18 protein-coding genes are annotated in these 17,132 nt (G+C 29.9%); 1 reads left to right on the forward strand and 17 read right to left on the reverse strand.

Translation table 11 applies throughout. The annotated features are described in order from the left end of the window. Window positions 1-28 precede the first annotated feature (28 nt). From lspA to DWW96_RS04600, 6 genes are all read right to left on the reverse strand, one after another. Window positions 29-592, reverse strand: a complete 564-nt coding sequence (lspA, locus tag DWW96_RS04575; protein WP_117909398.1) for a signal peptidase II — start codon at window positions 590-592, stop codon at window positions 29-31. A 21-nt stretch (window positions 593-613) separates the two neighbouring features. After that, complete coding sequence (aroB, locus tag DWW96_RS04580; protein ID WP_117909399.1) at window positions 614-1,720, reverse strand: 3-dehydroquinate synthase; 1,107 nt, start codon at window positions 1,718-1,720, stop codon at window positions 614-616. Window positions 1,721-1,871: 151 nt separating this feature from the next. Next, on the reverse strand, window positions 1,872-2,627 hold the full coding sequence (locus DWW96_RS04585) for a YlmH/Sll1252 family protein (RefSeq protein ID WP_117909402.1): 756 nt from the start codon (window positions 2,625-2,627) through the stop codon (window positions 1,872-1,874). A 29-nt stretch (window positions 2,628-2,656) separates the two neighbouring features. Beyond that, window positions 2,657-3,235, reverse strand: a complete 579-nt coding sequence (locus DWW96_RS04590) for a cell division protein SepF (RefSeq protein WP_022089599.1) — start codon at window positions 3,233-3,235, stop codon at window positions 2,657-2,659. A gap of 27 nt (window positions 3,236-3,262) precedes the next feature. Beyond that, entirely contained in the window at window positions 3,263-3,955 is a 693-nt protein-coding gene (locus DWW96_RS04595; RefSeq protein WP_022089600.1) for a YggS family pyridoxal phosphate-dependent enzyme, read from the reverse strand. Between the two features lie 17 nt (window positions 3,956-3,972). Next, window positions 3,973-5,361, reverse strand: coding sequence for an HlyD family efflux transporter periplasmic adaptor subunit (locus DWW96_RS04600; protein WP_117909403.1), 1,389 nt, complete (start codon window positions 5,359-5,361; stop codon window positions 3,973-3,975). Between the two features lie 194 nt (window positions 5,362-5,555). Between DWW96_RS04600 and DWW96_RS04605 the strand changes: the two genes are divergently transcribed. Further along, window positions 5,556-5,771: a DUF378 domain-containing protein gene (locus DWW96_RS04605; RefSeq protein WP_022089602.1), complete on the forward strand. Its 216-nt coding sequence runs from the start codon at window positions 5,556-5,558 to the stop codon at window positions 5,769-5,771. A gap of 133 nt (window positions 5,772-5,904) precedes the next feature. On the opposite strand, the gene DWW96_RS04610 is transcribed toward DWW96_RS04605, so the two are convergent. From DWW96_RS04610 to miaA, 11 genes are all read right to left on the reverse strand, one after another. Beyond that, a complete protein-coding gene (locus tag DWW96_RS04610; RefSeq protein ID WP_022089603.1) occupies window positions 5,905-6,303 on the reverse strand; it encodes a methylglyoxal synthase in 399 nt (132 codons plus the stop codon). A 13-nt stretch (window positions 6,304-6,316) separates the two neighbouring features. After that, window positions 6,317-7,477: an FtsW/RodA/SpoVE family cell cycle protein gene (locus tag DWW96_RS04615; protein ID WP_022089604.1), complete on the reverse strand. Its 1,161-nt coding sequence runs from the start codon at window positions 7,475-7,477 to the stop codon at window positions 6,317-6,319. Window positions 7,478-7,530: 53 nt separating this feature from the next. Next, a complete protein-coding gene (gene minE, locus DWW96_RS04620; RefSeq protein ID WP_022089605.1) occupies window positions 7,531-7,785 on the reverse strand; it encodes a cell division topological specificity factor MinE in 255 nt (84 codons plus the stop codon). Next, entirely contained in the window at window positions 7,778-8,575 is a 798-nt protein-coding gene (gene minD / locus DWW96_RS04625) for a septum site-determining protein MinD (protein ID WP_022089606.1), read from the reverse strand. Before minD ends, minE begins: the two co-directional genes overlap by 8 nt. 134 nt (window positions 8,576-8,709) lie before the next feature. Further along, window positions 8,710-11,535, reverse strand: coding sequence for a penicillin-binding transpeptidase domain-containing protein (locus DWW96_RS04630; RefSeq protein WP_117909405.1), 2,826 nt, complete (start codon window positions 11,533-11,535; stop codon window positions 8,710-8,712). After that, the gene (gene mreD, locus DWW96_RS04635; protein WP_022089608.1) at window positions 11,525-12,058 is read right to left on the reverse strand and encodes a rod shape-determining protein MreD; all 534 of its coding nucleotides are present in this window, start codon (window positions 12,056-12,058) and stop codon (window positions 11,525-11,527) included. The genes DWW96_RS04630 and mreD overlap by 11 nt, the downstream gene beginning before the upstream one ends. 12 nt (window positions 12,059-12,070) lie before the next feature. Continuing rightward, a complete protein-coding gene (gene mreC, locus DWW96_RS04640) occupies window positions 12,071-12,919 on the reverse strand; it encodes a rod shape-determining protein MreC (RefSeq protein WP_022089609.1) in 849 nt (282 codons plus the stop codon). Between the two features lie 17 nt (window positions 12,920-12,936). Continuing rightward, on the reverse strand, window positions 12,937-13,968 hold the full coding sequence (locus DWW96_RS04645; protein ID WP_022089610.1) for a rod shape-determining protein: 1,032 nt from the start codon (window positions 13,966-13,968) through the stop codon (window positions 12,937-12,939). 26 nt (window positions 13,969-13,994) lie between these two features. Then, the gene (gene radC, locus DWW96_RS04650) at window positions 13,995-14,678 is read right to left on the reverse strand and encodes a DNA repair protein RadC (RefSeq protein WP_117909408.1); all 684 of its coding nucleotides are present in this window, start codon (window positions 14,676-14,678) and stop codon (window positions 13,995-13,997) included. Between the two features lie 228 nt (window positions 14,679-14,906). Beyond that, on the reverse strand, window positions 14,907-16,184 hold the full coding sequence (locus tag DWW96_RS04655) for a methionine gamma-lyase family protein (RefSeq protein ID WP_117909410.1): 1,278 nt from the start codon (window positions 16,182-16,184) through the stop codon (window positions 14,907-14,909). Continuing rightward, window positions 16,177-17,124 carry a tRNA (adenosine(37)-N6)-dimethylallyltransferase MiaA gene (gene miaA, locus DWW96_RS04660; RefSeq protein ID WP_117909412.1) on the reverse strand — a complete coding sequence of 316 codons (948 nt, stop codon included), beginning with the start codon at window positions 17,122-17,124 and terminating at the stop codon, window positions 16,177-16,179. Before miaA ends, DWW96_RS04655 begins: the two co-directional genes overlap by 8 nt. Window positions 17,125-17,132: the final 8 nt, after the last annotated feature.

A 17,132-nucleotide genomic window follows, 5' to 3' on the forward strand; every position in this document is an offset into this window, starting at 1 on the left:
AATAATTTTCTAAATTATAGTTTGAAATTTATTTATCTTTTTTATCTTCAGAATCATCTTTTTTCAAAGAAAAAATCGCATTAAATTCTTTGTCGTTAATTACAAAGACGCAAAAAATTATAAGCAATGCACATGCGATTGTCACATAACAATCAGCAACGTTAAATACTGGAAAATCTATAAGCTTAAAATACAGAAAATCCACAACATAGCCATTTACAATTCTGTCAATCAAATTACCAATTGCTCCTGCTATCAATAAAGTAATTATATACTGCATTGAAATTAAATGCATAGTATTTAACGAACAGTTTAACGTTAGCAGTTTGCTGATTCTGTAAATACATAAAATCAGTATAATTACTACTATTAGTGTAAAGATGATAAACATAGCTATCTTTCCTGAAAAAATACCCCAGGCTGCACCTGTGTTCCCTCCATCCAAATAGTTTAATTCAAAGACATTTGGAATTATGGAAATAACTTTTCCGGATTTTAATTGTGTAACAGCCCAAAATTTAGTTAATTGATCAAATATTATCAGAACAATTAAAGAAACAATAAGCTTTAAATTATGTAGTCCTGTTTTCATCTTTATAATCCTTTCTAAAACTTACTTTTTAATTATTTTTTCACAGCTATAAATTAATAAGTCATGGTCTATAGTTCTATCAATTGAAGCATTACCAATTTCTTTTAAAACGATGAACTTAATTACACCTGAATCCATTTTTTTATCATTTAAAGTGGCTTCAACAACATCATTAGCGTTAATATCTGATGTAGTAACAGGTAATTTAAATAATTTTAATGTATCACATATATCATTAAATTCAGTGTTATTTATATAATTTTTAACCAAAGAAATGTATGCAGCTGATACAATACCAATTGAAACACATTCCCCATGAAGTAATGTGAAATTTTTTAATTTTTCAACTGCATGACCAATTGTATGTCCAAAATTAAGTAAGGCTCTATCTCCTTTTTCTTTAGGATCTTCTTCCACTACTTTTCTTTTTACATTACAACTATTGTAAATCATAGTAAACAAAGTGTCATAGTCTCTATCTAAAATCTTTTGATAATTCTCTTTTAACCAGTAGAAATAATCAGAATCTTTTATTAATCCGTGTTTAACTATTTCGCCCATTCCTGAATAATATTCGCGATTAGGTAATGAGTTTAATGTACTAAGATTCATATATACAAGTTTAGGCTGGTAGAAGGCTCCTATCATGTTTTTGTAAGCCTTATAATCTACACCTGTTTTTCCACCAATACTTGAATCTACCTGTGCTAATAAAGAAGTTGGAATTTGAATAAAATCTATTCCTCTTAAATAAGTTGCTGCAGCATATCCTGTCATGTCTCCTACAACACCACCACCTAAAGCAACAAGCATATCATTTCTGTCAAATTTGTTTTCAATTAAAACAGTATATAATTCAGAAATTGTATCCAAATTCTTATAAGCTTCACCTGCTGTAAATTCAAAAATAATTACTTCTTTTGAATTGCTCATAAAAATCTCTTTAACTTCATTTGCATATAAAGGACCAACATTTGATTCTGTAACTATACAAATTCGTTTGTTACTTATATTTAATTTCTGGATTTCATCATTTAATAAATTGAAATCTTTTGAAAATACAATATCATAACAAGGCTTTTGCTCATAATTTACTTTCATTGCGTTTGTGTTAATTGATACTTCCATATTTTTCTCCTTATAATTAAATAAATATTTATTTAATTTGCGTAAATCTAATCTTTCTTTTTGCCTGCTACATTACTTGTTGAAATAATAACTATATAACAACAAGCATCTTTATTTTCAGTATCTACAATAATGATTGTAGCTTGTTTATTTAACAGTATATCGAAACTGATACTAGATTTTTTCCTTTTTTAGTAACACTTATCTGTCTGTTGTAAATAACTCTGCCAAGACCTCTGACTGAAATAATATCATTTTCTTTAATTGAATATCCATTTGAAGTAATAATTTTTCCGTTTACGAATACTTTTTTCTCTTCAATATATGAAACAATACTGCTTCTTGATTTATTAAATGCTAAAGAAATTATACTGTCTAATCGTATGTTACCGATAGTTCCTTTTATTTCTTTAAGATTTGGCCTGACATTTTCAATTTCATCATAAGCAATCTTACATGAAATAAGAGTATGTTTTACTTTTGTAAAATTATTGATTATATAGTCAGAAATTCCTGTAATAACATATATATATGCTACATTTTCACCTATAAAAATATCGCCAATCTTACTTCTGTCAATTCCCAAATTTAATATTGCCCCTAAATAATCTCTATGATTTAATGTATCTGCGTATTTTTTATTGAGTGGTTCGATTTTTAAAAGAGTGATTGGGACATCTTCTTCATAATAGACTTCAATTGGTTTAAAGACTACAATTTTTCTTTCTGCATAAACATTGCCTCCAGTCAAATAGTAATTAACTGGAGGTAATTGATTTGTTATTGTATTAAAAATATTTATTTCATTTAAATTTAGAAAACCAGAATATGCATAGATATTTTTTGAATAAGTAATATCAGCAAGATCTAATAATCGGTTTTTAACATAATTATCTTCTTTGTTCATCAGTCTGTCCTTAAATGTCGAATATAATTCTACTTATACATTGAAGTTGATCTCATGTTATTATATGAACTTGATATTGCATCATGGAAATCACCTGAAAGATCAACATTTGAAGGTGTCACGATGTAAATGTATCCTGTTATTTTTTGTAATTTACCGCCTATAGAATAGCTTGCACCATAAACTGTATCAACAATACGCTGAGCTAAATCTAATTTAACGCCTTCTAAATTAACGATTACAGCTTTTCCCTGAAGCAATGTGTCTATTATTTCTTTTGTTTCATCATAACCCGATGGCTTAATTACGCAAACTTCTAATCCTGAACTTCTCATCGGAACGACATTTCTTGCGTTTTTATTAGATGATTTGCTCATAAATGAACTTCTGGATGAAGATTTAGCGTGGCTTGAACGTTTGCTATATGAAGGTTCATCGTCTTCATCTTCGTATTTGTCTCTATAAGATGTACGACTTACACGTTCAGGCTGTCTTGTCTCTTCTTCATCTTCGTCGAAATCATCATCGAAATCTTCGTCATAATCATCGTAATCATCCTGATTATAATCCATTCTTAATATGTTCGACACTTTATCTATAAAACTCATTTTAATCTCCTAACTTTAATTTATATTTTAAATATTATAATTTCTTTCACCAAATATTCCGGTACCGACTCTGACTAGAGTTGCACCTTCTTCAACGGCTACCTGATAGTCTCCTGTCATCCCCATCGACAAGACACTCATACTAACATTATCAATGTTTTTATTTTCTATGTCAACCGATAATTTCTTCATATTTCTAAAATATACTCTATTTGATTCAGGATTATCAGTATATGGAGCAATTGTCATTAATCCTTTAATTCTTATGTGTGGAAATTTAGCTATTTCTCTAACTAATTGTTCAGTTTCTTCAGATGTTATTCCGAATTTACTTTCTTCCTGTGCCATATTTACTTCAATTAATATATTCGCAATTTCATCAGCTTTTGCATATTCTTTTTCAATCTGTTCTGCTAATCTTATTGAATCAACAGAATGGATAAGAGAAGCCTTTCCTACAAGATATTTAACTTTATTTCTTTGTAAATGACCAATCATGTGCCATTTGATATCTTTTGGCAATATTTCATATTTGTCACAAAGTTCCTGAACTTTATTTTCTCCGTAATCTTTAACACCTGTTGGCAATGCCTCTTCTATTGCAGTATAAGGTTTAGTTTTGCTGACAGCTATTAAAGTTACTTCATTTACGTCTCTTCCAACTTTTTCACAAGCCTTTTTAATGTTTTCTTCTACAAGTTTAATATTTTCCTGTATCATTAAAATCACTCCTTTATTTATTGAAATATAATTTGATTTTCTTTTACTTTGCTACTATCTAAGACGATATGGTCATACACACTTAAACCATATTTTTCGCCCGATTCAACAATGTAATATTCATCTGTTTCGCCTAATATGGTTACCTGAACAAAAACAGTGTATCCGTTGTTTATGTTGTAAACACCTTGTCTTGTCTGTTCAGCTCCAATAGTATATGTCTCAACAGAATCATCCTTGATGAGTACATCACCTTTTTCAAATTCATCCGTAGATACATAATAATTATCATCATCTGAATATGAAATAGTAGGATATGTTACATCACTATCAATTTTGCCATCTTTAACAACCTGTTTTCTAAATCCAATGTCTGTATCGTCATTAGATTTTGTGGCATAATCCTTTGGAATTATGTATAAATTCTTAGAAGCAATTGATATTTTTGGAATTTTTAATCCTGTTGTTATATTATCAATAATCTGAATATTTACAAATCTGTCTGTTGCATATCTTACAACATACTTTGCTAATGTAATTACTCCGTAATTATTACCATCTGCACCCTTTACAATTTTAATATTGGCTGTAGTGGTTATATTATCTTTATTAAATTTAATTTTTACACCTACTGCATCTTTATATTTTTTTACTTCATTTTTGGTAAATGGAACTACGATACTCCATTCATCATCAGTAATAGATTTATAGATAGGCTCATTTGCTTCAACATAATCGCCTGAATTAACAAGCTGTGAAGAATAGTTTTTAGCTCTAAAGTCATCCATTGTAAGTTCTTTAGCCTTTTTATTTTCATATCCATCAAATCTATAAAGTACAATTCCTGTATTACGTGCCTTATTTATCGAAAATTGAGAATCTGAATTATTTTTAATCAATGAATCTAATGCATTCATGTTAATCAGGTCAGCAACTGTTCCCTGAACATTATTTTTAAAATTATATACTTCATTAAAATCCATATCATCATAGTTATTTGTAAAAGTATATATTTTATCTTTTAATTTTGTAATATCATCGTCTGTAAGGGTAGTATCTTTTTCAGACATTTCAGATAACAGTTTATTAATTGTTCCGTCTGCATCCATACTATATAAAGTTGTATTTAAAGATATTCGTGCACCTTCACGAACATAATAATCAACATATCCGGAAGAATCAGCATTAACAACACTTTCTTTACGTAATGCAATCCCTTTATAGGATTTATATGTTTCATCGGATGAAGTTCCCTCGACTACTTCATAATAATTAATTCTGTCTGTTGTAATGTATTTAAATAAGCTGATTGCTATATATATAAATATAATGCCAAAAATTATAATACCCGGATTAATACGTGTGTAAGATTTATATCTTATTACTCGTTTTTGCTTTTTTGCCATCTTATTCACCTTAATTATGTATTAGATAATTTAAAATTATCTATTAAACAAATGTTAAATCTGCCTAATTCAAATCATCAGGCACTATCTTATATTATCTATCATTTTTCAATTCTAGTCAATGAAATAATTACCATTTATATTATTTCATTTTTTGTAAAAAATATCATATATAAAGCACAGGAGGTGATTATATGAATTCAAAAGGATTTGATTATACAGTGCTGACATTAGTTATAATTGGAGCAATAAACTGGGGACTTATAGGTTTCTTTAAATTTGATTTAGTTGCATTTTTATTTGGCGATATGAGTTGGCTTTCAAGAATTATTTATGCAATAATCGGATTATGTGGTTTGTACTTAATCAGTCTATATGGAAGAGTTTATTCTCTTGGTGAAAACCATTAAAAACTTTATCTGAATTGTATTCTTTTATGGCATTTACAATTTAGTAATTCTTAATTTAGAAATAAAATAATTAATAAAAAATACCGGAAATAGTCAACTAATCTAATTAGTATAACTATATTCCGGTATTTTTTTATGCATTATAAGCTTCACGCCATTCTAAATCTCCGTGTTCAAGTGATTTTATAAGTAATTCGGCAGTAGCTACATTTGAAGCTAGAGGAATATTGTGCATATCACATAAACGTATTGCTTTATGAATATCCGGTTCATGAGATTTAGGATTTAATGGATCTCTTAAAAATATAACTAAGTCCATCTGATTCTGCTCAATCATGGCACACATCTGTTGTTCACCACCTAAATGTCCAGCTAAAAATTTATGAACATTTAAATTAGCTGCTTCCTCTATTAATCTGCCTGTAGTACCTGTCGCATAAAGTTCATGCTTTGATAGAATACCCCTGTACGCAATGCAGAAATTCTGCATTAAATGTTTTTTTGAATCGTGTGCTATAAAACCAATATTCATATATTTACTCCTCCTAGTATAAATCTTTTTTCCGCTGTAATCCTACATTTATTACAATCCCAATACCAATATACATACTGATTAGGGATGACAATCCATAACTAACGAATGGTAACGTTAAGCCGGTATTAGGCAACATACATGTCGCTACTGACAAATTAACAAGCGATTGGAATCCAATCAACGAGCCAAGTCCAAAGCAAAACAGTTTTCCACTTAAATCTTTCGCCCTGGCTCCCGTTAGAAAACATTCAACAACTATAAGTAGCAACAAGATAACAACTGCCGCACTTCCTGCAAATCCCAGTTCTTCACCTATAATTGCAAATATAAAATCAGTATGACTTTCTGATAATAAGTTACCGTTCTTTACACTGGTTACTGTATTGTTATTTAGGCCTTTTCCTGTAAGACCGCCGGAACCAATTGCAAGTAATGAGTTCTCCTGCTGTCGTCTTGTATCTATAATGTCAGGGTCAGTTGAATCTTTGCTATAAAAACCAACAATTCTTTTTAACTGATATCCTTGTAAAATACCGCTATTAGGATCGTTTATCCCCACGTAAACAAATACACTTGCTAAAGGTATAGCAATAATTAACACAGTTGTTACAATCTTGTAACTAATCCCAGATAAAAACATTATAACACAAAATGTAATAAAAATAACTATTGTTGTTGATAAATCCGGCTGAACTACTATGAGAGCTATTGGTAATCCTGCTAATGCACATGTAGAAGCTATTGTTCTAAAGGTATTTATGGTATTTCTATGCTTATAAAGATAAGCAGCTAAAAATAATATTAAAATTATCTTTGATAATTCCGAAGGCTGAAACTGCATAAACTTTAAATCAATCCAACGTCCTGCACCTTTATTTACATCTCCATTTAATTTAACATAAACAAGCAATACCAAGTTAAATATGTATGCAAGCCAGTAAAATTTAAAAACAAATTTATAACTTACTAAACTTAAAATTATTAAAATAATAATTCCCATTACAAATCCTAAAATCTGTTTTTTCTGTTCTGTTCCACCGCTAGTAGCACTACCTATCGCAAGTATTCCAATAACAGTCAGACATACTACATAAAGTAGTAATCTAAAATTTATATTGCTAAATTTATATTCTTTTAATTTCGACAGCGTTTTTTTCTTTCTTCTTGCCATTGATATTTTGCCTCCTAATGCCCATTTTCTTTGAGCATAACTAAGTAAATATATTAAACCTTAACTTCTTTTATAGGTATGTTTGCAAAAAGATAAGGCTTTTTATCTTTTTCTATTTGTATTTTACAGTTTTCTTTATCAATTTCAACATATTTTGAAATAACATTTAAAATATCATTTTTAATAAGTTCCATTGTTTCAGGTGAACATCCCGCCCTGTCAGAAACTAAAAGAATTTTCAGTCTGTCATGAGCAATTTTTCCTGAACGTTTTCTTTTCCTGAATCTAAAATAATTTAGTCTAAACATTTTGAAAACCTCCTGTTAAATACTTTTTAAAGAAATTAAATTTTCTATTCTTATGATTCAACATTGGTACTTCTTCACCATCTATTCTTTTAGCAATATTCATAAAAATTTTAGATGAATATGAATTTGCCCCTGCAAGAGGTTCTCCTCTGTTAGTCGATATAACAATATCTGTATCATCATGAATCATGCCAATTAAATCAAGACTAAGTATCTCTGTGACATCATCAGTTGACATCATATCGCCTTTTTTCACTAAATCATTTCGTATTTTATTTACAATTAAATTGATAGGATATAGTCCTGCTTTATCTAAGAGACAGGACACTCTGTCAGCATCCCTAATCGCTGATACTTCCGGAGTAGTCACAATAATGGCTCTTGTAGCACCTGCAATAGCATTTTTAAATCCCTGCTCAATTCCTGCTGGACAATCAATTAATACATAGTCAAACTTTTGTTTTAATTCATTTGTAAGATTAATCATCTGATATTGGTTAATGCAAGACTTATCCTTGCTCTGAGCGCTTGGAAGCAAATAAAGATTTCTAAATCTTTTATCCCTTATTATAGCCTGCTTCAAGCGACAGTTCCCTTCAATCACATCAACAATATTGTAAACAATACTGTTTTCTAAGCCCATTACTACATCCAGATTTCTAAGCCCTATATCTGTGTCTATAGCTATAACTTTTTTCCCTAATAAAGAAAGGGAAACGCTCAGGTTTGCAGTAACGGTAGTTTTGCCTACTCCCCCTTTTCCGGAAGTTATTACTATTACTTCTCCCATAAAATCCTCCTCAATATACTTATATTTATTTTAGTAATCATATGTTAAGTGTAATATTTTGTATATATTACTCTTTTGTATATTAAGAAGTCTTTTGTTATATATAGTAAAGCCATATTAGCTTTCTAACTAAATTAATCTCTAACGGCACTTGTTGAAGAAGAACTTTCAACATCTTTATTTACATCATCATCCGTTAATTCTCCAAGATAATATCTTACAACGTCCTTTGCTACTTCAGCAGAATCATGTGAAGAGTTACCAAACGGAATAACTGCTGAAATTGCCACTTTAGGTTTGTTATATGGAGCATATGCTACAAACAATGAATGTGCGTTTCTTTTTGAATTTTCTTCAGCAGTACCTGTTTTACCGGCAAACGCTATGTCTGTATCCTTGAAAGATTTTTCTATAGTTCCTTCTGTAATAACCATTCGCATTCCGGTATGAATAATATCCCATGTTTCACTTGATGCGTTTACAGTATTTGATAATTTTGCTTTATTTTTCTTAATTACATTTCCTGATGAATCAGTTATTTTATCAACTAAAGTTAGTTCGTAATTTTTACCACCGTTAGCTAATGTGGATATATATCTTGCAAGTTGTACAGGCGCATATGAATGACTACCCTGGCCAATGGCTGAATGGACAGCTGATTCTGTTGAAAATTTAGGGTCGCTTTCTGTTATTTCTACACCTGATTTCATGTCTAAGCCTAATTCTTTCGCATATACTTCAAGTTTTTTAAGTCCTGTAGCACTATCATATTTACCTGATGAAGTTGTTCCCAATTCATAACCTACTTCATAGAAAAATCCATTACATGATTGAGCAATAGCCTGCATTACATTCAAGCTACCATGTGCTGAAGGATATATCCAACATTTTGGATGTGGCGATATTTTATCAAACTCACCTTTATCAACGATAGTTCTATATCTTGTTATTGTATTATTTTCCAATGCTGTCATTGCAGTTACCATCTTAAATGTTGAACCCGGAGCTGATAACCCCTGAGTAGCTCTGTTATAAAGCGGTGAAGATAAATCATCTACAAGTTTAGCCCAATAATCAGCATCTACTGAACCGGAAAGCATATTATTATCATAACTTGGATAAGTTACCATAGCTAACACTTTACCGTTATTTGGATTAGTAACAACAACAGAGCCTGAACATGGATCCAAAGCAATCTGTGCCGGTGTAATATTTAATTTTTTAATCTGACTAATAATAAAATTATAAGATTCCGTTGATGTGTATGTTGATAATTTGTTATACCAATCACGGTCTTTTTCTAATACGCCCTGATCGTATAATAACATACATATTTCACAACCGTTTATTGTTCCATCATTAATTTTATATTTGAATATTAATTTACTAAATGATGCATTATTATCTATGAAATCTAAAATATAATTTACTATTACTTTATATGTTTCATCTGAAGTAATATATTGATTATCAATTTGTAATGCTGATATATTTATCCAGCTTTTGGATATAGCATATTTGATAAATTCATTAATACTGATATCTCCAGCTATATATTTTTTATAAGTTGCATCAGAACTATCTAAAGATGAAGAAATTAATACATTATCAGATTTTAATTCATCAAAAATATAATCATAATACTCTTTATATTCGTCTGATGAATCATTATATACTTCACCCTTATCAGATTCTAATTGTTTCTTCAATCGACTCTTTACAACCTTTAGGGCATCAGAATATTTAGTATAAACTTTTGCTTCATTATTTGTTCGTTTCTTTTTTAAATCTTTTATGCTTAAAACATTATTATTTATTAACTGAAAATATACAGTTTTTGCTGCAATAGGATGTACATCGGAATCTTCCTGTTCTTTATCTGAAACATCCCTGTTAACAATCTGAGAAATTAAGACAGAAGCAATTTTTTTCTCAAGCATTTTATATGTGGCAATCTGTAATTTCTTATCAATTGTTAATGTTACATCTTTTCCAACAGAAGAATCAGTTGATGAAACTGTACTTAACACTTTACCTGTAGAATCTACGAATATTTTCTTTTCTCCACGTACACCCTGCAATGTATCCTCCATAGCGGCTTCAATACCTGATTTACCAACATAGTCGCTAGAAATATAATCACCACCATTGTCATTGTATTCCTGTAATTCGCTTTCGGAAATTTTACCGGTATATCCTATCAGTGGAGCAAAATATTCACTATCAACATATCTTCTGATTGTTGTTTCAGCAACTGATACACCTGTAAGAATTGCTTCATTTTCATAAATCGCTGTCATTGTTTCTTTTGAAATATTTGTTGCAATAGTTGTTGCAACATACTTCTGGTATGAATTTTGGAATATGTTATATCTTATTGCAATAATTTTTAAAGTCATTTCCATATCGTAATCACCCTCTAAATCAAAGAAGGAATTTACACAATAGTCCATGACTTCTGCAGCTGAGGCATTAGAATAGTCAACATTACCTTTTTTCATCTTTTTACCAAATAAATTAGTCATGAATAAGGTTCTTGATGCATCTGATGTAAAATTAAACTCATAATTGCCATCGCTGTTAATTACAATTGGGAAATCATAAGATACTTTATCACCATATTTTTCAATTATTGTTATTGCATTATATACAATTTCATTTAATATTCCGTTTTTTTCATCGGAGCTGTCAATTTTATCTTCAAATGTAACGGCATAGCTTAATTCATTATAAGCTAATAATTCACCATTTGTATCATAAATATTACCTCTTGTACCTGGCGTGTAAACTGTCTTTTCAGCCTGCTGTACATAAGTATTCATATAGTAACTCTCGTTAATTATCTGTAAATCAAATAATCTAAAAAGAACAACTCCAAAAAGAACTGTTAATACCGCACCGACAATAAATATTCTTGATTTTATTATGTTATAAATCGTGTAGAAAAAATCACTTATCAAAACTTAATGCACTCCTTTGTTCTTTAGAAATTACCTTTTCATTTAATAAATAAAACAATTTATATACAATTAAAGCACAAAATGTTGTAATTATCATTTCAGGTAAAATTATCTTTTCAAAATAATATGGATAGTCTAACTTATTTCTTAAAAGCAATCTGAATCCATAGTAAACTGTGTTAAACATAAAATCATTTATAAAAACTAAAAGCAATGGCATAATAATGATTTCACTATAAAACCATCTTCTAAAGATTCCACTAAATAATCCGCAATACATATAAATTAAAGCGTTAAATCCTATTACGTCACCATAGAAAACATCAACAAGTAAACCACATGCAAATCCAATGGCTATTCCTTTGTTACTTCCACACATAAGTCCAAAAAAACATACAACTATCAAAAGAAGATTAGGTGTAGAGACTTCCTGAGGCAATGCAAGAGAAAATGCGTTTTGTAGCAAAAAGGCAACGAGAATCACTGCCGCAAATATTATGAAATTTCTTATTTTCTCTTTCATGCTTTTTCTCCTTTACATATCATCCTTTAACTGAGTAATTACCAATACTTCGTCTATATGTTTAAAATCTACAACAGGAATTATTTGTCCTGACTGTGTCAATTCACTCGAATCTAATTTAATATTTGTTACATAACCGACTAATATTCCCGGAACAAATTTGTCTGATATTTTTGATGTGACTACCATATCGCCTTCTGTAACCTTAGCATCTTTTAGTACTTCTGTTACATTCATAACACCATCATCCATAAGCTTTAAATCTCCACTTACAATTCCGGTATCACTTGTGTTGGCAAACGAAACACTTACACTACTTTCATCATCAATTATAGCTCTAACTTTTGCATAATCTTTACCAACGTCAGTAACAATTCCAACAAGTCCACCACCGCTTATTACATTCATATCTTTTTTTATTCCGTCTTTTGAACCTTTATTAATTGTAAAGATATCAAACCAGTTTCCGGAGTCTTTTCCAATTACATTGGCTGCAATTTTTTCGTAACTTGAATAGTCCTGATCTAACTGATATAAATCACGAAGTCTTTCAAGTTCATATTTATTTTGAGCTAACAAACTGTTTTCTTCTGTTAATTCGTTAACCTGACTTTCTAATTCTTTATTTTTCTTTGTAAGTTTTTTTACTGAATTAAAGTAATCTGCTTTATTAGTAAACCATTTACCAATGCCATTCATTCCATCCTGAAGAGGAACAACAATTGCACCGGAAACTATTTTTGCAGGTTTAGAATAATTTGAAAATATAGATGACAAAATTATGCTAAACACGCAAAATACAGTTAGAACAAATATTAAAACTTTTGTATTTATATTTATAAACTTAGAAGGTCTTTTCATTTCTTTTTACCTACCTCTTAGTATTTATTTTCGCTTGGTGTATATAACAACTTTCTGTATTTTGAATCAGATATAATTTTTGAAATTCCTCTTACAACTGATTCACCGGGGTTTCTAACAACATTTACCTTTAAATCTGTTTCCATTTCTATTAGTTTACTTAAATTTGTAATCTGCGCTGAACCACCTGTAAGATATATTCCGGTGTCAATTATATCAGAAGATAATTCAGGTGGTGTACGTTCAAGTAACTGTTTTATTGAATCAATAATAGACGATAATACTTCTTTTATTGCTTCATATATTAAATCAGATGTAACCGTTCTTTCACAAGGAAGTCCTGTAATAATGTTTCTCCCAAATACATTACACATTTCATAATTATCATCTGATTCTTCATCATAAATTGCATTTGCAAGATTGATTTTTATTTGCTCTGCTGTTTTCATGCCAATCATAATATTATATTTTCTTTTTACAATATTACAAATTATTTCGTCAAGTTTGTTTCCGCCAATTTTTACAATTCTGCTAATTACAATTCCACCAAGTGATGTAACTGTAATTTCAGTTGTATCGGCACCGATGTTTACAATCATGTTTCCTTTAGCACTGTCAATATCAATACCAAGACCAACTGCATCTGCAATAGGTTTTTCTACTATCTTTATTTCTTTTGCTTTAATACTTGAGTCGTTAATAACATCATAAAAAGCTCTTTTTTCAACTTCAGTTATATCAGAAGGAACGGCAATGCAGAATCGTCCACCTCTTACAATTTTAGGATAATTTAATTTAATAAACATCTTTTCTATAAGACTTTTCATGTTTTTAATATCTGCAATTACTCCATCCTTGATAGGAAAACTTACAACAATATTATCAGGAGCTTTCTCATACATTTCAAAAGCTCCATTTCCAATTGCAAAAACGTCCTTTTTATTTCGAATTGCTATTATATTTTTTTCATTTATTATAGTTTTAGTTTGTCCATTGAAAATCTTTAAATTACTTGTTCCAATGTCAATTCCATAAACATTCTGACTCATTTTATTGTCCTTCCAATTAATTTGATTTATATAATTCCTAATGCATTTAAGCTGGTAAACGATTTGTCTCCTATAATAATATGATCGAGAACAGTTATACCAATTAACTGTCCGGCTTCACATATTTTTTTCGTAGAAATAATATCATCTTTACTAGGTTCGCTGTTCCCGCTTGGATGATTATGTACAATTACGATATTAACCGCATTAAGTCTTAATGCCTGAACAAATATTTCCCTTATTGAAAATAGAGACTGGTTTATTGTTCCTGATGTTATCATCATATCTTTTATCATTTGACATTTTGTGTCTAAATATGCAACGACTAATTCTTCTTTTTCTTTATGGCGCATGCTTTCCATATAGTATCTTGCAATTGTGTCAGGTCTTGAAAAATCAAGCTTATGAATTGCTTTCGTACATGCTATTCTTTTGGAAAGTTCTCCTATACACATAATCTGAATTGCTTTTACAGTTCCAATTCCCTTAAAGCTTGTCAATTCTTCAAATGTATAATGCATAATTGATAAAATATCTGTCTTATTTTCTTTTGTTATTATTGTTCTTGCCAGTTCCATAGAATTTAATTCTCTGTTTCCTGTTCTTAGAATAACTGCTAATAATTCTTCATCACTTAAAAAGGCCGGACCTTTTTTAATGCATTTTTCATAAGGTCTTTCATTAACAGGCATGTCAGCAATTTTGTTCATATAAATACCTCCATTCATCTCTCCAAGTACAAATTGAGGTATCAAACAATAACTTGCTAATGTAAGATTTTATCACAATAAATTTTTAGTGTACATAATTAAATAATATTTTAAGCAAATTTAACTAAATTTTAACATTTTAAGATGCAGTAGTTTAAATTATAAAATCACGATACTAAATGTGTGAATATTTACATTGTTTAAATTCTAAAATTTATAATAAATATTTTATATTGTGACGATATTTTCATTTACTAACTGCTGCAAAGCCTTTAATATTCCAAATTTAGCATGTTGCCATGTAAGACCACCCTGAAAATAAACAGCATATGGAGGTTTAATTGGAGCATCAGCACTAAGTTCAATAGATGAACCGGATACAAATGCACCTGCTGCCATAATTACCTGCGAATCATAGCCCGGCATATCCCATGGTTCAGGTGTAACATGGCTGTCAATCGGAGCAGCTGCCTGAATTCCTTTACAAAAAGCGATTACTCCTTCAGGAGAGCCAAATGTAACAGCCTGAATGATATCGTATCGTTCTTCTGTCGAATTAGGAATTACATTAAATCCTAATCTTTCAAATACATTTGCTGCAAAAATTGCACCCTTTAATGCAGAAGCAACAACTGTTGGTGCCATAAATAATCCCTGATAAAATGTATGAATTACATCAAGGCTTGCACCAACTTCTTTTCCAAGTCCCGGAGTTGTAAGTCTATATGCACAATTTTCAACACATTCTTTGGTTCCACATATATATCCTCCAATAGGAGCTAATCCACCACCAAGATTTTTAATCAAAGAACCTACAACCATGTCAGCACCTACGTTTGATGGCTCAACTATATCTACGAATTCACCATAGCAATTATCTACCATTACAATGATATCTTTATTTATTTCTTTTACAAAATTAATTACCTGACCTGTTTTTTCAACAGAAATAGTAGGTCTTGTCTCATATCCTTTTGATCTTTGGATTCCAACCATCTTAACATCAGAAGTTATTGCCTTTTTTATGCCATCAAAATCAAAATCACCATTAGGAAGTAAATCTACCTGTCCATATTTAATTCCATATTCTGCAAGAGATCCTTTTGATTCTCTAATTCCGATTACCTCTTCAAGTGTATCATAAGGCTTACCAGAAATATAAAGTATTTTGTCGCCCGGTCGTAAATTTGCTGATAATGCGATCCCTAATGCATGAGTTCCGCATGTAATCTGTGGGCGGACAAGTGCATCTTCTGTACCAAATACATCAGCATATACTTTTTCTAAAGTATCTCTGCCTATGTCATTATATCCATAACCTGTAGATACGCCAAGATGCGCTTCGGAAACCTGATTCTTCTGAAATGCTTTCATAACTTTTAATTGATTATATTCAGCTACTTCATCTATTTTTGCAAATCTATCTTTTAATTCATTTTCAATATTTTTTGTAAAATTATATACATTTTCATCTATTCCCAGATTTTTATACATTTCCTTAATCATTTTTAATTATATCCTTTTCCCTTAGTGTATTAATCATATATTTCAAAGTATCATCGATACTATCATAATCAAAATAGTTGACCATGGTCACATCTTTTTCCCTTCTAAACCATGTAAGCTGTCGTTTTGCAAAATGTCTGGTTTCTCTTTTTATTATTTCTTTAGTTTCATCTAAAGAATATTTACCATTAATATAATCAACAACTTCCTTGTATCCTATACCGTTCATGGAAACCAAATCTTTTGTATATCCCATATTCAAAAGGTTTTTGACCTCATTTACAAGGCCTTTATCAAACATAATATCAACTCTTTTATTTATTCTTTCATATAAAAGTTCTCTTTTATCATTTAACACAAAATAAACAAAATTATAAGGAGAAATATTTTGAGATTGTTCTTCATTATGAGTTGAAATTTTTTCACCTGTATTTTTATAAAATTCTAATGCTCTTATTACACGCTTTAAATTGTTCTTATGTATATTTAATGCAGATTCTTCATCTACTTCTTTTAACATATTATGTAAATAATCATTTCCTTTTTCTTTTGCTATATTTTCAAGTTCTTTTCTATAAGCACTGTCTATTTCTTCATCATTAAACTGAATATCATATATTACAGACTGAATATAAAATCCGGTACCGCCTACGATAATTGGAATTTTTCCTGCTTCATATATTTTGTCCATGTATTCTAACGTTTTTTCTTTAAATACATGAACGTTAAATTCTTCATCCGGTTCAAATTCATCAACAAGATAATGCTTTATTCCCTGCATTTCTTCTTTTGTTATTTTGGCAGAACCAATATCCATATGTTTATAAACCTGAATGGAATCAGCACTGATTATCTCTCCGTCAATTGCTTTTGCAATTTTTATGGATAATTCTGTTTTACCTACTGCTGTAGGTCCTGTTATAACAACTAACGGTTTCATATATACTC

It is taken from the genome of Eubacterium sp. AF17-7 (assembly GCF_003461285.1).
Taxonomy (GTDB): Bacteria; Bacillota; Clostridia; order Lachnospirales; family Lachnospiraceae; genus Eubacterium_U; species Eubacterium_U album.

Bases quoted from the DNA above. Each gene is read 5' to 3' on its own strand.
- minD (WP_022089606.1), bottom strand. From the start codon at position 8,575: ATGGGAGAAGTAATAGTAATAACTTCCGGAAAAGGGGGAGTAGGCAAA.
- DWW96_RS04655 (WP_117909410.1), bottom strand. From the start codon at position 16,184: ATGATTAAGGAAATGTATAAAAATCTGGGAATAGATGAAAATGTATAT.
- radC (WP_117909408.1), bottom strand. From the start codon at position 14,678: ATGAACAAAATTGCTGACATGCCTGTTAATGAAAGACCTTATGAAAAA.
- miaA (WP_117909412.1), bottom strand. From the start codon at position 17,124: ATGAAACCGTTAGTTGTTATAACAGGACCTACAGCAGTAGGTAAAACA.
- mreD (WP_022089608.1), bottom strand. From the start codon at position 12,058: ATGAAAGAGAAAATAAGAAATTTCATAATATTTGCGGCAGTGATTCTC.
- DWW96_RS04615 (WP_022089604.1), bottom strand. From the start codon at position 7,477: ATGGCAAGAAGAAAGAAAAAAACGCTGTCGAAATTAAAAGAATATAAA.
- DWW96_RS04645 (WP_022089610.1), bottom strand. From the start codon at position 13,968: ATGAGTCAGAATGTTTATGGAATTGACATTGGAACAAGTAATTTAAAG.
- DWW96_RS04600 (WP_117909403.1), bottom strand. From the start codon at position 5,361: ATGGCAAAAAAGCAAAAACGAGTAATAAGATATAAATCTTACACACGT.
- DWW96_RS04610 (WP_022089603.1), bottom strand. From the start codon at position 6,303: ATGAATATTGGTTTTATAGCACACGATTCAAAAAAACATTTAATGCAG.
- mreC (WP_022089609.1), bottom strand. From the start codon at position 12,919: ATGAAAAGACCTTCTAAGTTTATAAATATAAATACAAAAGTTTTAATA.
- lspA (WP_117909398.1), bottom strand. From the start codon at position 592: ATGAAAACAGGACTACATAATTTAAAGCTTATTGTTTCTTTAATTGTT.
- minE (WP_022089605.1), bottom strand. From the start codon at position 7,785: ATGTTTAGACTAAATTATTTTAGATTCAGGAAAAGAAAACGTTCAGGA.
- aroB (WP_117909399.1), bottom strand. From the start codon at position 1,720: ATGGAAGTATCAATTAACACAAACGCAATGAAAGTAAATTATGAGCAA.
- DWW96_RS04595 (WP_022089600.1), bottom strand. From the start codon at position 3,955: ATGATACAGGAAAATATTAAACTTGTAGAAGAAAACATTAAAAAGGCT.
- DWW96_RS04605 (WP_022089602.1), top strand. From the start codon at position 5,556: ATGAATTCAAAAGGATTTGATTATACAGTGCTGACATTAGTTATAATT.
- DWW96_RS04590 (WP_022089599.1), bottom strand. From the start codon at position 3,235: ATGAGTTTTATAGATAAAGTGTCGAACATATTAAGAATGGATTATAAT.
- DWW96_RS04585 (WP_117909402.1), bottom strand. From the start codon at position 2,627: ATGAACAAAGAAGATAATTATGTTAAAAACCGATTATTAGATCTTGCT.